The 15,267-nt window shown below is 61.2% G+C and carries 14 protein-coding genes; 12 read left to right on the forward strand and 2 right to left on the reverse strand.

All coding sequences use genetic code 11. The features are described from left to right. Positions 1–77 precede the first annotated feature (77 nt). The 3 genes from BKX98_RS10040 to BKX98_RS10045 all read left to right on the forward strand — a co-directional run bounded on the left by BKX98_RS10040 (position 78) and on the right by BKX98_RS10045 (position 1,930). A complete protein-coding gene (locus BKX98_RS10040) occupies positions 78–734 on the forward strand; it encodes a bifunctional 2-polyprenyl-6-hydroxyphenol methylase/3-demethylubiquinol 3-O-methyltransferase UbiG (RefSeq protein WP_073707119.1) in 657 nt (218 codons plus the stop codon). 138 nt (positions 735–872) lie between these two features. Next, a complete protein-coding gene (locus BKX98_RS17135; RefSeq protein ID WP_198934371.1) occupies positions 873–1,034 on the forward strand; it encodes a hypothetical protein in 162 nt (53 codons plus the stop codon). Positions 1,035–1,468: 434 nt separating this feature from the next. Then, positions 1,469–1,930, forward strand: coding sequence for a DUF3817 domain-containing protein (locus BKX98_RS10045; RefSeq protein ID WP_038992873.1), 462 nt, complete (start codon positions 1,469–1,471; stop codon positions 1,928–1,930). Positions 1,931–2,222: 292 nt separating this feature from the next. Here BKX98_RS10045 and BKX98_RS16665 read toward each other — a convergent pair whose 3' ends face one another. Next, positions 2,223–4,016, reverse strand: a complete 1,794-nt coding sequence (locus tag BKX98_RS16665; protein ID WP_083586737.1) for a plasmid pRiA4b ORF-3 family protein — start codon at positions 4,014–4,016, stop codon at positions 2,223–2,225. 203 nt (positions 4,017–4,219) lie between these two features. On the opposite strand from BKX98_RS16665, the gene BKX98_RS10055 reads away from it, so the two are divergent. The 5 genes from BKX98_RS10055 to BKX98_RS10075 all read left to right on the forward strand — a co-directional run bounded on the left by BKX98_RS10055 (position 4,220) and on the right by BKX98_RS10075 (position 10,138). Then, a complete protein-coding gene (locus tag BKX98_RS10055; protein ID WP_038992870.1) occupies positions 4,220–4,918 on the forward strand; it encodes a maleylpyruvate isomerase family mycothiol-dependent enzyme in 699 nt (232 codons plus the stop codon). 258 nt (positions 4,919–5,176) lie between these two features. Next, positions 5,177–6,361 (forward strand): TAXI family TRAP transporter solute-binding subunit, encoded by a 1,185-nt coding sequence (locus BKX98_RS10060; protein ID WP_073707120.1) that lies wholly within the window; start codon positions 5,177–5,179, stop codon positions 6,359–6,361. Between the two features lie 11 nt (positions 6,362–6,372). Next, positions 6,373–8,412, forward strand: a complete 2,040-nt coding sequence (locus BKX98_RS10065) for a TRAP transporter permease (RefSeq protein WP_233125340.1) — start codon at positions 6,373–6,375, stop codon at positions 8,410–8,412. Between the two features lie 39 nt (positions 8,413–8,451). Further along, positions 8,452–9,252 carry an enoyl-CoA hydratase/isomerase family protein gene (locus BKX98_RS10070; RefSeq protein WP_073707121.1) on the forward strand — a complete coding sequence of 267 codons (801 nt, stop codon included), beginning with the start codon at positions 8,452–8,454 and terminating at the stop codon, positions 9,250–9,252. Positions 9,253–9,262: 10 nt separating this feature from the next. Further along, positions 9,263–10,138 carry a 3-hydroxyacyl-CoA dehydrogenase family protein gene (locus BKX98_RS10075; RefSeq protein ID WP_038992866.1) on the forward strand — a complete coding sequence of 292 codons (876 nt, stop codon included), beginning with the start codon at positions 9,263–9,265 and terminating at the stop codon, positions 10,136–10,138. Here BKX98_RS10075 and BKX98_RS10080 read toward each other — a convergent pair. After that, positions 10,123–11,034 carry a LysR substrate-binding domain-containing protein gene (locus BKX98_RS10080; RefSeq protein ID WP_038992864.1) on the reverse strand — a complete coding sequence of 304 codons (912 nt, stop codon included), beginning with the start codon at positions 11,032–11,034 and terminating at the stop codon, positions 10,123–10,125. The two genes, BKX98_RS10075 and BKX98_RS10080, sit on opposite strands and share 16 nt — an antisense overlap. Before the next feature lie 152 nt (positions 11,035–11,186). On the opposite strand from BKX98_RS10080, the gene BKX98_RS10085 reads away from it, so the two are divergent. From BKX98_RS10085 to BKX98_RS10100, 4 genes are all read left to right on the forward strand, one after another. Beyond that, entirely contained in the window at positions 11,187–12,425 is a 1,239-nt protein-coding gene (locus tag BKX98_RS10085; protein ID WP_052253958.1) for a CaiB/BaiF CoA-transferase family protein, read from the forward strand. Then, complete coding sequence (locus BKX98_RS10090; RefSeq protein ID WP_073707122.1) at positions 12,388–12,837, forward strand: thioesterase family protein; 450 nt, start codon at positions 12,388–12,390, stop codon at positions 12,835–12,837. Before BKX98_RS10085 ends, BKX98_RS10090 begins: the two co-directional genes overlap by 38 nt. 9 nt (positions 12,838–12,846) lie before the next feature. Continuing rightward, positions 12,847–14,061: an acyl-CoA dehydrogenase family protein gene (locus tag BKX98_RS10095; protein ID WP_073707123.1), complete on the forward strand. Its 1,215-nt coding sequence runs from the start codon at positions 12,847–12,849 to the stop codon at positions 14,059–14,061. A 136-nt stretch (positions 14,062–14,197) separates the two neighbouring features. Next, positions 14,198–15,253: a GTP-binding protein gene (locus BKX98_RS10100; protein ID WP_073707124.1), complete on the forward strand. Its 1,056-nt coding sequence runs from the start codon at positions 14,198–14,200 to the stop codon at positions 15,251–15,253. The last annotated feature ends 14 nt before the right edge of the window (positions 15,254–15,267 follow it).

Raw genomic sequence — 15,267 nt, forward strand, 5'->3', positions numbered from 1 at the left:
AAAACTGATCGCGTACGGGGCCCATCGTCAGTAAGGTCTTCAATAACGGCCTTACTGACGAATGGGGAACACCAAGGATGAGCCACCACCACGAACACCACACCACGCAACTCGACGGCGTCGCCTTCTGGGAAAACCACTACGGCCAATCCGAGCGGATCTGGTCAGGCAGGGTCAACCAGGTCATCGAGGAATTGGTTGCCCCGCTGGACGCCGGCACATCGTTGGACATCGGCTGCGGCGAGGGCGGCGACGTGCTGTGGCTGGCAGCCAACGGCTGGAAGGCTACCGGTGTGGATATCTCGCCCACCGCCGTGAAACGCGCCGCGGAAGAAGCCGCCAAGCTTGGCCTGGATGCGGGACAGGCCCGCTTCATTGCCTCGGATCTGGCCGCGTGGAATACCGGGGAGACCTTTGATCTGGTGACCTTGAGCTTCTTCCAGGCACCTTTCGAATTCCCCCGCGCCGACTTCCTGCGCAAGGCGGCAACGCTGGTCGCACCGGGCGGCCATCTGCTGGCACTGTCCCACGCCTCCATGCCTTCCTTCGCCGGCAAGCCCGATCACCCGATGCCCGCGTTCCCCAGCCCGGAAGAGGAACTGGCGGCCCTGGAGCTGGACCCTGAGCAGTGGGAGGTGCTGTGCGCAGAGATCCGCGAACGCAGCATCATGGCACCGGACGGCAATCCTGCAACCTTGGAAGACTCCGTCGTATTCGTGCAGCGCATAGCGTGAGGAATAGGCTCTGGCCGTGAAGCCGGTTGGCGCGCACTGTTGGATTGCTCAAGGCTTGCTGGAAATGGAGCCATTCAGGTTTTGAAGTCCGCTGATCCTTGCTAGGTTGGCAATCCAACCAACGAAAGGGATGGATTCATGACCGAGAACAACCCTGAAGCACTGCTGAACAAGACAGAAGCCGAAGAGCCCGATACCATTTCCGACCCTGCATTGAATGACGAAGTTGGCCAGGACTGGACCGATGAAGGCGGTGCGACTCCGCATGGGGCCGCGCTGGACGGCCGCCCGGAAATCTAGGACCGGCTGCGCAAGCAGCTAGTTCGACAGGCGTCCCTGCTTATTGACACCACGGAGGCCGGACTGCAACTTTGCAGCCCGGCCTCCGTGGCGTTTTCATGACTAGCCCGGCAGGCACGGCAGCGATCATTCGGCTGAGCTGCCACGAGTACCGCAACACGCAAATCTCGACAATGAACTACACCCGGATGCCTCGTTCACCCATGCCATCGAGAACGCAACGCCAGCGCGTGGGCGAATTGCCGAGCCGGACTGCCACGGGCATCTCGTCCGACGGATATTCCGTTGCTGGCGGGTTGGCTTCTTATCGCCTCTGGCTTGGATCAAGGCCTGCCCCACGTTCAAATGACGCGCACAGGCATGACCGCTAGACTCGGATGGGTTCTGAATTGAGAACCGGTTAATTCGCAATTCCGAGGGACAGAAATCGAGCAATGTCACCACGCACCCTATTCCGCATCGTTGCCAGGGCCGAAGCAGTCACCTGGACGCTGCTGATCATCGCCATGATCCTGAAGTATGTCGTGAAGGTGGGCGACTGGCCGGTTTCCATCGCCGGATTCGTGCACGGTTTCGTCTTCCTCTCCTATGTCGCCACCGGCGTACTGGTCGGCATCAACCAGCGCTGGAGCAAGCGATCCATCGTACTGGCCGCGGCCACCTCGGTGGTCCCCTACCTGACCATTCCTTATGAACGCCGCCTGGAAAAACAGGGACGGCTGGAAGGCGAATGGCGCACCACCAAGAGCGACCACCCCGACGATGACAAGTGGATCGACACGCTGTTCCGCTGGATGGTTGGCCGCCCAGTTCTGACTGCCGTGACCGCCGTCGTGATCGTCGCACTGATCTTCACCGTCATGCTGATCATGGGCCCTCCAGGCGGCCGCGCCTAGCACAGGCTCCTCAGGCAACGACGCTCCAGCGACAACGAAATTGATGGTGGAGGTCGAGGTCCTGGACACCGTGTGCCAGCACATCAACGACCACATGGTGACCTTCTACGCCCGCGCACCGGGCGGCTGGGACATCGAGTACGGCACCGACGGCATGCTCGTGGACGAAAACTACTACACGTTTGAGGAGATCACCGAGGAAATCTCTTGGAGCTACTCGCACCAGGAAAACCGCCCTGCCCGATTCATGCAATTGAATCGAGCAGGGCGATTTGGCGTGCCCCTGCAGTTCCTAGAACTCGAGCTCCAGGTGGGCGTTGATGTGTTCTTTGCTGAAATAGGCCGGATCGACTTCGTCTTCCTCATCGTGCCCGAAGCCGAGGAGCCACTCTGCCACTTCCTCGTATTCCGGGTCCGTCGGGTCCTGAAGAATTTCCAGCTTGGCTTCCCAGCCGCCGACCCCGCCGCTGTCCTCCATCGGGGCCATGCGCCGGCCGCCGGTGCAGCGTGGCAGCTGGCCGCCATCAGCATCCAGGATCTTCTCGACGTCAATGCGGATCTCCCAGCCGTCGCCGAAGTCGTACATGTAATCCAGGCGGTCTTTTTCCTTCTTCAGCAACGAGGAAACCAGGGTTTCCGCTTCATTCTTCTCGTAATCCATGTCGTCAATCTCTGGACCATATGAGGTTCCGCCGAGGCCGCCCTCGTAGAAGATGTGCAGGTGCCCGTCGTACCAGTCGAAGCTCGCCTGGATGATGTCGTGCAGGTCGCCGAGGTTCAGGTCCATGGGAACGAGCACACGACGCCAGATCGGCGGTTTGGCCTCCTTGAGGGTCAGTTTCAATTGCAGCACCTTGCCGGTGTAGGGTTCCTCGCGCTTCAGGCGTTTCGGCTCGACATCGTCCGGGCCGAACATTGCGTCGAACTCTGCATCGTCGAATTCATCCTCATCATCGAGCAAGTCATCCTCAACGTCGGTAATCGCGAGGCGGACAATCGTGGGCACGGTGTAGGTTTCGCCCTCTTCGAGAAGGCCGAGCGAGCTCAGTTCACGCAGGTGCACGTGCGCGGTTTCCCAAACCTCTGGAGACCACTGGTCATCTCGCGGGGCATCCACGCGATGCGGGTTGCCGTCGATTCCCTCGACGATCCACAAGGCGGCCAGCCCCCAGGCTTGGAGGCTGGCTTCCTCCATGCCCTCAGGCTTTTTCATGAACAAGTCCAGGCAGGCTTGGATGAAGTAGAAGTTCGCTTCGAAGGCGTCGGCATCCTCATGCTTCATGATGTCTTCGTGCATCAGACCGCGTTCAGGCTTGCCCTTGTCGGGCAACTTGATGGCATTGACTGATTCCAGCGCTGTGAGCACTACCCCCAACACCACGGGCCGGCGCGATTCATCGACGCCCGCAGGCATGTGATCGGCGAGCGCTGTTGCAGCAGTTTCCAAGAATTCGCCGACCGGCATGCTTCCCCACAGCTTCTTGCCTTCGCCAAGGACCCAAGGCAAGGCAGCACGGGCCAGCTTGCTGATCGGCATGGCCGCAATCTCTGCCAGGGCAGCCTGCGAAACTTCATCGGATGCCATGATCTCGTCAATTTCATCGTTGTCGCCGAAGTCGTCTTCGTCGCCGAATGGATCATGGGCTTCCAGTGCCTCCAGGAACCACCCCAGGCTTTCGTCTTCGCGCTCCCACAGGCCTGAATCGCGCAGGAACTCTGCGTAGTCCGACCAAGCCATGAAGATCATGGTTCCCAGTCCGCTGGCAGCAGCTTCGGGATCTTCGGCTTCTTCGAATTCAAGCATTGAACTGAGCACTGCAAGCAGTTTTGGCGGGTCGAAATCGGTCACCTTGTCCAGGCCGACAACTTCGGCGTAGATGCCCAAGGTTTCACGCACCGTGGCAAGGAGCATCATCGTCATTTCGGGATCATCCCGGTATTTGGCGGCCCACTGCACGAACTGCCCGGTGAGCGCGTCCAGGCCTCGCCCGACCTTCACGCGGTCCATGGAGACGACGCCCGCTTGCAGGCGTGCCGGATGCCCCTGCTTGGGCTTCTGCTTCTGCTGCTTCTTTTTCTTCGCCATTGGACTGCTTTCCTGGTCGCTTGCCTTTACTCCCAAGGCTACGTGGCTGCCGGTTGCTGGAGAAGGATGCCGGACGCGTGTTTTTCCAGATCAGAATTGCCCGAGCAGCTGGTGCCCAAACAGTGCGCATATGAATCGAGTCGCATTCAGTATCTATGTCGTAACCAGTGCGGCTTCAGCGCCCGCGTTGGTAGGGTGACTTCATGATCAACACTGCCCGCCTGCACTCGGACCTGTCACGACTCAGCCGCGAAACCGCGATGATGTCGGCCACGATCGAGACCCTGTCCACCGAAGAAATGGCTGCCGCCTCGCTGTGCGAAGGCTGGAGCCGTGCGCATGTCATCGCGCATCTGGCCTCCAACGGCCGGAGCCTGGTCAAGCTCATCGATTGGGCCACCAGCGGAGAACCGCAGGAGCTCTATGCCTCGCGTGAGGCCCGCGATGCGGAGATCAATGAGCTGGCGGCCCTGCCGCGCGAGGAACTGGTCAAGAAGTTCCAGGACGCTGCCGCCTACTTCGCCGAGCAGTGCGAACGGCTCAGCGGCGATTTGGCTGTCGAAGAGGTGGATCTGCACGGAAAGATCATTCCGGCGACCTCCATCGTGGCGCTGCGCATCGCCGAGGTGGTCATCCACCACCACGACTTGGATACTGCCTGGACCATCGAGGAAGCCGACCCGGATTCCCAGGAGAACGCCGTCGAAGCCGCAGTGCGGACCATGCGCGTGAAGAACGCCCCGGGCATGACGCTGGTGACCGAAGAAGGCGACGAATGGGTCATCGGCGATGGCGCGTTGAAGGTGCGCTCGGACCGCGAAGGCCTGATCGAATGGCTGGCCCGCGGCCAGGCCCGGCATATCGAGGCCGACGGGCCGATTCCTGAGCTTCCTGTCTGGTAGACAGCTGGCACTAATCCCAGCACTGCTGGGCTAGAGCACCAATGGCCGCTGGCCGTGAAATGTTTATCGTTTCACGGCCAGCGGCTTTTTGCGTTCTCGAATGTTCCCGAGATCCTTTCCGCAGGTAAGCGTCATTGTTGCTAATAGAACAACAATGAACGGAAAAGGTGGATTGGATCACATTTTTCATGCATCAATGAGAGTACAGCGAAGGCCGGTTCCCCATGATCGGCGTCGAATTCTTGCATCGGAGATCCAATGCCACGAGCTTTCACCCGCAGATCATTCTTAACCGGGTTGTCCGCCACTGCCGCCCTGGGCGCTTTGTCGGCTTGCGCCCGCTCCGCGGTCGCAGTACCCGGGCTGCCTCACCAGACCGTCTGGTCAACCTACGGGGTGGGCACTGGCACCTACAACGACGTAGCTGCCATCGCCAACACCTTGACCCAGCAAGTCGGGATGCAGGTCCGTTTGATGACTAGCGATACCGGCATTGGCCGCCTCGCCCCGCTGATCAACGGCACCGCCCACTACTCACGCACCGGTGACGAGTACTACTACGCCTTTGAGGGCGACGACGAATACGCCTCTGAAGTCTGGGGTCCCCAACCGTTGCGCCTAGTCATGTCACCCCCTGGCAACTACGGCATTCTGGTCCGCAAAGATTCGGGGATCAAGAAGGTTGAAGATTTGGCGGGCAAGCGATTCCCACGGCTGGTGGCCTCGACCTCGATGAACCGAAAGCTTGAAGGAATCCTCAATTATGGCGGTCTGACCACTGACGATGTGATCCTTGTAGATGTCGCTTACAGCGAGCAGATTGAAGCGATCAAGACCGGGCAAATCGACACCATGTACCAGAATGTGGTTGGCGCCAACGTCTCGGAATTGGCCTCCCAGTACCCCATCCGCTGGATGGATCTGGGCGGCAACGATCCAAGCAAATACGCCACCTGGGAAGACCTCTCCCCGATGATGATCCCCGGTTCCTTCACCGATGGCGCCGGCATGAAGCCAGGGGAAAGCGCGGTCAACCTGCAATACTCGCTGCCCTTGGTGACCTTGGCTGATCGTCCGGCTCAAGAAGTCCAGACCCTGCTGGCGAGCATGGACAAGCACTACGACAAGTTCAAGGACGCGACTCCAGATGCCCACAAGTTCGGCGCGGATGAGGTCATGCTCACCCCCATGGTCATCCCCATGCATGAAGGCAGCGTGGCCTTCTTCAAGCAGGCTGGCCGGTGGACTGCGGATCTGGAAAAACGCAACCAAGCCCTGCTGGAGCGCGAGCAGCTCCTGGCCCAGGCCTGGCCCGATTTTTGGTCAAAGTACTCCGGGGAACCGGACATCGCGGAACGCTGGCGCAAGTGGAAGAAGCAGAACTTCCCCAAGTTGCCCGCAGTCAATGATGTCCCCACCGATTCCGCCAGTACCTCGGCCTAAGGAGAGTCCCCGTGAGCGTTGTATCCGCTAGTCTTCCCTCCACTAATTCCAGCTCCCTCCCCCAGTCACTGACTGCCGCAGCTGTCGAATCTGAGGAACATAATCACCGGCTGACTACCTTCTGGAAATCAGTCATCATCGCGTTGACCATCGCCGGAATCCTGGTGACCATGAATCAGGTCTTTTTCTGGAACCTGTTCAACATGGCGGTGCTGACCAATGCCTTCCTCTACATGCTCACCGCATGTTTCGTACCGATCGTGTTCATCGTCCAGCCACTGCGCAAAGCCACCGGCGGCGAGCGCCCCGGGGTGCCTTGGTATGACGTGCTGTTCCTCCTGGCATTCATGGGCTGCGCTGGTTTCTTCGCCTTCCACGGTGTTGATATCGCCGAGTTCGGCTGGGCCTTCGTCTCGCCAGCCAGCGCGACCGTGATCAGCTACATTTTCTGGGCACTGATCGTCGAGGTGCTGCGCCGCACTGCCGGCTGGATCGTCGCGGCTCTGGCCCTGGTGGTCTCCCTCTACCCGCTGGTCGCCGGCGAGCTGCCCATCGGATTCCTGCAGGGCATCACCTACGACATCAACACACTCGCCCAACTGCACGCCATGGGTTCCGAGTCGATCCTCGGCCTGCCCCTCCAGACCGCCGGATCCGTGCTGGTCGGTTTCCTGCTCTTCGGAGTGGTACTGCAGCATACCGGAGGTGCGGATTTCTTCCACGACCTCTCGCTCTCGCTGTTCGGCCGCTATCGCGGAGGCTCGGCGAAAGTTGCGATCACGAGCTCGGCCGCCATGGGCATGATGAGCGGTTCGGCCGTCTCCAACGTCCTGACCACCGGCCCGATGACTATTCCAGCGATGATCAAGTCCGGGTTCAGCCGCAAGACAGCCGGTGCGGTTGAAGCCACCGCCTCGGCAGGCGGTTCGATCACTCCCCCGATCATGGGCACCGCGGCCTTCCTGATGGTCTCCTTCGTAGGAGTTCCTTACACCCAGATCATCGTCGCGGCAGCCATCCCTGCCTTCCTCTACTACTTGGGCATCTTCCTGCAGGTGGACGGATACGCCGCCATGCACGGGCTGAAGGGCACCCGTAAGGAACTGCTTCCCCGGTTCATTACCTCGCTGATCTCGGGATGGCCCTACATTGCGGCCCTGGGCCTGCTGACCGTGATGCTCTTCTTTGCCGGCTCCGAATCCCAGGTTCCCTTCTGGGTAGTCGGGCTGCTGCTGGTAATTGCCATAGCCAAGCCGCAGCTGAAGTTCGGTGCTGTCGAAGTCCGCGACATGATACTCGACGCCGGCAAGACGCTGGCACAGATCATCGGCATCATCGCCGGTGTCGGACTGATCCTCGGCGGGCTGTCCGCCACGGGCGTCGCCTTGTCGCTGTCCCGCGACCTGATCGCCTTGGTGGGCGAAAGCGTGATCCTGATCCTGATTGCCGGTGCGATCGCCTGCTTCGTGCTGGGTATGGGTCTGACCATCTCCGCGGCCTACGTCTTCCTGGCAATCGTGATGGCTCCGGCACTCACCGCGCTGGGCGTGGACCCGATTGCGGCGCACCTGTTCGTTATCTATTGGGCCTCGGTTTCCTATATCACCCCACCGGTAGGACTCGCGGCCTTCGCTGCGGCTGGAATCTCCAAGGCTTCACCGATGGGGACCTGCGTCGAGGCGATGCGGTTGGGTGCGGTGAAGTACGTCGTGCCCTTCGGCTTCGCTCTGAATCCCGCCCTGGTAGCCCAAGCCGGGCCCTCCGAGATCCTCGTTTCCACGCTGTTCAGCATCGTAGCTGTGGCCGCAATTGCCTGCTCCTTCAGCGGCTGGCTGCTGGTCGTCGAAACCAAATTGCCGGTGGTGCTGCGGGTGGTGCTGGCCGTTGCAGGCTTCGTGCTTTTCCTGCCTGACACCAGCTACCGCTTCATCGCGGTGGCCGTGATTGCCGCAGCATGTGCAATGGCGTACTTGACCCGGCGTTCGAAGGGTTCCGGCCTTCCCGGCAGCAGCTCTGAAACTGCCCCCGGCCAGGCCCGGAGCACCGCCTAGCTGCAATCAACTTCGAAACCCACAACCAGGAGAGAATCCATGGAGCAGAATTTCACACCCCCAGTGATCCTGCGCGAGGACACCGACGGCGTCGCGGTACTGTCCATCAACCGCCCCGAGGCCCTGAACGCGATGAACGGACAGGTCCTCGACGCGCTGTCGGCACAACTGACGCAGATCGCCCAGGACGACAGCATCGACGTACTGGTCTTCACCGGTACCGGGACCAAGTCCTTCGTTGCCGGCGCGGACATCAACGAGCTCGCACAGCGCACCCCGGTCGACGGGCTGGCAGCCCGGATGCAAACGGTATTCTCGCAGATCGCCGCCAGTGCCAAGCCCACGATCGCAGCAGTCAATGGTTTCGCCTTCGGTGGCGGGCATGAGTTGGCCTTGGCCTGCGATATCCGCATCTGTTCGGAGAATGCCCAGTTCGCTTTGCCGGAGACCGGGTTGGGAATCATCCCGGCCGCGGGCGGCACCCAGCGGCTGGTCCGGCTGATCGGCATGGGACGAGCCATCGACATGATGCTCACCGGCAGGCGCATGGATGCCCTGACCGCGTTGACGGCAGGGCTGGTCACCGAACTCACCGATGCGCAATCACTGCTGGAAACCGCACACCAGACCGCGCAGCGCATCCGCAGCAAAGGCCCGTTGGCCATCCGACTGGTCAAGTCAGTGGTTACCCATGGGGCGGACGCCAGCATGGATACCGGGCTGCTGCTCGAAACACTCGCCCAGTCCCTGCTCTACTCCACCGACGAGAAGATCGAAGGCACCCAAGCATTCATCGACAAGCGCAAGCCCGACTTCCGTGCAGCCAGCCGCATCAGCTAAGGAGCATTAAATGACGACGTCAACACCGATTGAGCACATCACCGTTCTGGGTGCCGGGACCATGGGTTCCCAGATCGCCGCGGTCTGCGCCCTATCCGGTTACCGCACCACCTTGGTGGATATCGCAGAAGCACCGCTAGAGCAGGCCACGGCCCAACTGCGCGCGCGACTGGAACGCGATGTCGCCAAGTCACGCCGCACTGCCGCAGATGTAGCCGCCGCTTGGCAAAGGCTCCAGTTCGCTACCGACCGCGATGCCGTCGTGGCCACCACGGACTTCGTCATCGAGGCGGCCGTGGAGGATCTGGAGATCAAGCGCCAGATCTTTGCCTCGCTGGATGCGGTGGCTCCGGCCCACACCATCCTCGCCACGAACTCGTCGAATATCGTCTCCTCGCGGATCGCCGCGGCCACCCATCGCGCAGACAAGGTCTGCAACATGCACTTCTTCAATCCGGCGCTGATCATGAAATGCGTGGAAATCGTTCCGCATGAAGGTACCTCGTCGCAGACCATGGAACGCACCCGCGCGCTGGCCGAGTCATTGGGCAAGGAAGTGGTGCAGCTGAACCGGGAAATTCCGGGGTTCGTCGCTAACCGTTTACTCAATGCCTTGCGCAAGGAAGCTTTGAACCTGATCGACCAGGACATCGCCAGCCCTGCCGATATCGACAAGGCGGCCCGCGATGCGCTGGGCCACCCTATGGGCCCGTTTGAATTAATGGACCTGGTGGGTCTGGATGTCGTCTACCTGATCCGGCTGGCCGAGTACGAGCAGACCAAGGAGGAATCCAGCCTGCCGCACCCGCAGATCAAGCAGTTGTACGAGGCGGGCCGGTTCGGGCGCAAGTCCGGGCGCGGTTGGTACGACTACGCGTCAGCGTAGCTGCGCGGATCCGGGAAGATGCGTTCGGCGACGTTGAGCACGCTGCGCACCGCAGGCGAGAGCTCATTGCGCTGCCAGATCATTCGCACTTCCAGTGCGGTGTTGCCAGAACGCAGCGGAACGAAGTTCACCCCGTCGCAGATGATGTTGTCGCGAATCGAGTCCAGGCTCATCGCGATGCCCATCTCGGCTCCCACCAAGGCCACCAATGTCCAGGAATCCGGGGCAGTCTGCACGATGCGGGGCACGAAACCAGAAGCGATGGACAACGAGTTCATGCGATTCTGCAACGCGCCGCTGAAACCGCCGGGCAGGTTGATCCACCCTTCGTGGGACAGTTCCGAGAGCTCCACGCTCTCGCGGCGGGCCAACGGATGGGATTCGGGCAAGGCAATGAGGATCTGCTCGACGACCAGCAACCGTGAATTCACTTCGGCGGGCAAGAAGTCCCATCGTCCGATGGCGATGTCCAACGAACCGTCCAAAACCCTTTCCAAACCAATATGGGAGAACTGCGAACTATGGAATTCCAAGGTCAGGCCCGCGTGAGTGCGGCGTACGCTGCGTGCCAATTGGCCTACCCGGTCTCCGGTGGAGGCCCCGGCGAAGCCGACCTTCACCCTGCCGGTTTCACCGGTAACGGTGCTTTTCACGGTACCCATGGCAATTTCGGAAGCGTCCACGAGATTCCTGGCCGGCTCCAGCAACGCATGGCCTGCCGAAGTCAGCTCGACTGTACGCGTAGTGCGCGCGAACAGTTGCGCACCAATGGTGCGTTCCAGCTGACTGATCATCCTGCTCAGCGGCGCATGGCCCATACTCAGTTGCTGTGCTGCGCGGCCGAAATGCAGATGATCGGCGACAGCCAAAAATGCTCTGGCCTGTGCAACTTCCATAATTCTCCTTTGACTACGAGCTTTGCTGCCGAACTCCCCACCCCACCATAATGGCCGGATGCTTCAAGCACTAGTACTTTTCCGGCGCAGAGCCGCCACACGCAACCACTGCACTTCACCTGAACCACGAAGCAAGAAAACGAGGCCCACCCATGGTGTCACACCTGAACAACCCCGATGCCACCGCCACCGGCGGCCCGCTGTCCGGCGTAGTTATCGCCGACTTCACCCGGGTTCTGGCCGGCCCGTACTGCACCATGCTGCTGGCCGACATGGGTGCAACAGTCATCAAGGTCGAAGGCCCCACCGGAGATGACTCCCGCCAGTGGGTTCCTCCAGCCCGCGATGGCGTGAGCACCTACTACCTCTCAGTGAACCGCAACAAGAACTCGATCATGCTGGATATGAAGAATCCGGATGACCTGGAAACCGCCTACAGCATCATCGACCAGGCCGATGTCTTCATCGAAAACTTCAAGCCCGGCGGGCTGGCGCAATTCGGCCTGGATGAGCAGTCGGTAGCCCAGCGCTGGCCAGGTATTGTGCACGCATCCATCACCGGCTTCGGCACCGCCGAAGGCGCGCACATGCCCGGCTACGATCTGATCGCCCAAGCAGTCTCCGGAATGATGACCGTCACCGGTAGCCAGGACGGTCCTCCGCAGCGCGCCGGAGTGGCCATTTTCGACGTGGTCATGGGCCTGCAAGCCACCGTGGGCGTGCTCGGCGCACTGCATGAACGCGCCCAGTCGGGCAAGGGTCAGCATCTAGAAATCGACTTGCTGTCGGCTTCCCTCTCCGGGTTGGTCAACCAGACCACCGGCTATGTGGCCTGTGGCAATGTACCCACGCGCATGGGCAACGACCACCCGAGCCTGTTCCCCTACGGACCGTTCAAGGCCGCGGACCGCGACATCATCATCTGCTGCGGCAACGACGCGCAGTTCTCGCGGATGATCGCCCGGCTGGGGTTGTCTGAGTTGGCGTCCGATGACCGTTTCGCCAAGGTCAAGAATCGCAACGCCAACCGCGAGCCATTGCGCACTTTGATGGAACAAGCGCTGGCTGCGAAGAGCGCTGACGAATGGTTCGAGCTGCTCCAGCTCGATGGCGTTCCGGCATCCCCGGTGCTCGGCATCGATGAAGGCGTGGAATTCGCTCAAAAGCTCGGTTTGAACCCGGTGATTCACGCTGGGCAGGGGGCAGACACGGTGCCGCTGATCAAGCACCCGGTGACATTCAGCCGAACCCCTGCTCGCTACGACAAGGCCCCACCGACTCTGGACCAGGACCGGTCAGATGTCCTGGAATGGCTCAGCAAAGCCAAATCAACGACCCGAGGAAAGGAAGGCTATGACCTCGCAGGTATCGCAACCAACGCAGCGCGCTGAAAAGCTAACCTTTCCAGTGCCCATCCGCTGGTCCGACCAGGACGCAAATGGACACGTGAATAATGCCCGGATCCTCACGCTGGTGGAAGAAGGCCGAATCCAAGCCGGATACCACTGGTGGGGTGCGAACCCGGATGAATCCTCACCGCGTGTAGTGCGCGCCATGAGCGTGGACTACCGCAATGCCGTTCATTACGGCCCCGAAACGACCATCGATGTTTGGATTTCGCGGATCGGCACCACCTCCTACACGGTCAGCCAAGAGCTGTTCCAGCAAGGACGTTCCTGCGTAAGCGCCGAAGTGGTCATCGTGATTCTTGATCGCGATACCCGGCAGCCGATGACCTTGCCCGAATCCGTTCGTGAAACTCTGCACGCCAACCTGTTCTCCGATCAGACACCACAGAACTAAGGACACTTCATGACTTCTCCAGCCAACCATTCCGATTTCTTCCTGCTCGACACGGACCTTTCTTCCGAAGAACTGGCGATCCGAGATCGCGTGCGAGCCTACGGCACAAGCCAGGTGCAACCGGTCATCAATGAATACTGGGAACGCGCCGAATTCCCCTATCAGGTCCTGCCGGGCCTCAAAGATCTCGGCGTCGTCGGCACCTTCATCGAGGGCTACGACTGCCCCGGCCTTTCGCGTCGCGCGTCGGGGATCGTCGCCCGCGAGATGGGACGTATCGACGGATCGATCAACACCTTCTTCGGTGTGCATTCGAATCTGGCCATGGGATCGATCTACATGCTCGGCAACGAAGAGCAGCGCCAGCGCTGGCTGCCGCAGATGGCCACATTGCAGAAGACCGGTGCCTTTGCCTTGACCGAGCCAACCCACGGCTCGGACTCCGTATCATTGGAAACTTCTGCCCGCCGCGATGGGGACAGCTGGATCCTCTCGGGCCACAAACGCTGGATCGGCAACGGAGACCAGGCGGATGTCACCGTGGTGTATGCCCGCGACGTGGCCGATGGGAAGGTCAAGGCCTTCGTCGTGGAGAAGGATCCTGAGCACGGTTTCCCGGCCGGCTACCGCCCGCAGGTTATCGTGGGCAAGGTGGGCAAGCGCGGCATCATGCAGGCCGATATCGAAATCGAGAACGTGCGCATCCCGGCCGATAACCGGCTGGAGCACTGCGAATCATTTTCCGCGGTGAACCGGGTGCTGAAGGCGACCCGCGGCGGCGCTTCGTGGGAGGCGCTGGGCCACGGCATTGCCGCCTTCGAGCTGGCGACTTCCTACGCACTGGAGCGCGAACAGTTCGGTGCGCCGATTGCCAGCTACCAGCTGGTCCAGGAGAAGCTGTCCACCATGCTCTCGGACCTGGTGGGCATGCAGTTGATGTGCAATCGCATGGCCGAGCTGCAGGAACGAGACGAGTTCACTGCTCCGATGGCTTCACTGGTGAAGATGACCACCTCGCGCAAAGCCTTGGCGATGTGCCGTGAAGCCCGCGACATGATGGGCGGCAACGGGCTGCTATTGGAAAATCATGTCTCCCGCCATCTGACCGACATGGAAGTCGTCTCGACCTACGAAGGCACCGATTCAGTGCAGGCCCTAATTGTCGGTCGCGATATCACCGGGCTTTCCGCGTTCACCCGAACACGCAGCTCGGTGCTCTCGTAGCTCATCCACCGTGCCGAAACGCCCAGAATCTACTGGAAGCTCCGGCGCGCTGCCTTAACTCGTGTCAGCTTCATTTGGCTTGCTTCAACGGGCAGAATGGACTCGGCCCGCTTGTCGATCTGAAAAGGAGCCTGTATTGATCCCTGTCATTGTGCTCACCGGATATCTGGGGGCAGGCAAGACCAGCCTGCTCAACCGCCTGCTGACCCGCCCGGGCACCCGGGTAGGGGTCATCATCAATGACATCGGCAAGGTCAACGTGGATACCGGGCTGATCACCGGCCAGATCGATGCGGCCGAATCCATTGCCGGCGGCTGCGTCTGCTGCCTGTCCGACAGCAGCGGCCTGGATGAGCTGCTGGAAAAGCTGGGCCAGCCGAAGCTGCGCCTGGATGCCATCATCGTGGAGGCCAGCGGCGCCGCCGACCCGATCAACGTGGACCGGCTGCTGCGCTTCGGCAAGGCCCACGGGGTGCGCTTCGGCGGCATCATCGACGTGATCGACGCGGTGGAGCATGAGCACACCGTGGATACCGCGGCCATGGCACCGGCACGATTCAACGCGACCAGCATGGTGGTGGTCAACAAGCTGGACCGCATTGCCCCGGAGCACCGCGACGCAGTCCTGGACAGAATCAGCGGAAGGATCCGGGACGTCAACCCGCACGTGGCCATCATCCCGGCCTCGCACGCCGCCATAGACCCTGAGCTGGTATTCGACATCGCCTTGGACGAAGACCCGATCGACGAGCTGCCGTTGGCAGCCGCCTCCCGCCCGCACCACGACCACGAGCATGCTCCGCACGCCAACGCGGTAACGGTGCGCTGCCTAGAGCCGGCAGACCCGGGAGCCGTACTGGATCTGCTGGAGAACCCGCCGGCCGCGGCCTACCGGCTCAAGGGACACGTGAAGCTGCGCACCGCTCACGGCACGCAACGCTTCCTGGTCAACATGGTGGGCCGGCAGATCCATTTCGCGCAAGCCACTCCCCACAGCGACCCGGCCGATGACGCGCTGGTCGCCGTGGGCATGGGACTGGATGAGACGGTGGTCGGCGAAGCGCTGGCGGCGGCCTTGGAACCAGCCCGCGAAGATCCTTCCTCGAGGAATCTCACCCGGTTGGAACAGCGGCTGATCTTGAGCAGCGATGCAGCAGATGCCGCGGACGAGCCTGCTGCTGAAGGGTTCTAGCTGGTGCGGGGCTG

Origin of the sequence: Glutamicibacter sp. 0426 (genome assembly GCF_001906485.1) — a bacterium.
Classification (GTDB): domain Bacteria; phylum Actinomycetota; class Actinomycetes; order Actinomycetales; family Micrococcaceae; genus Glutamicibacter; species Glutamicibacter nicotianae.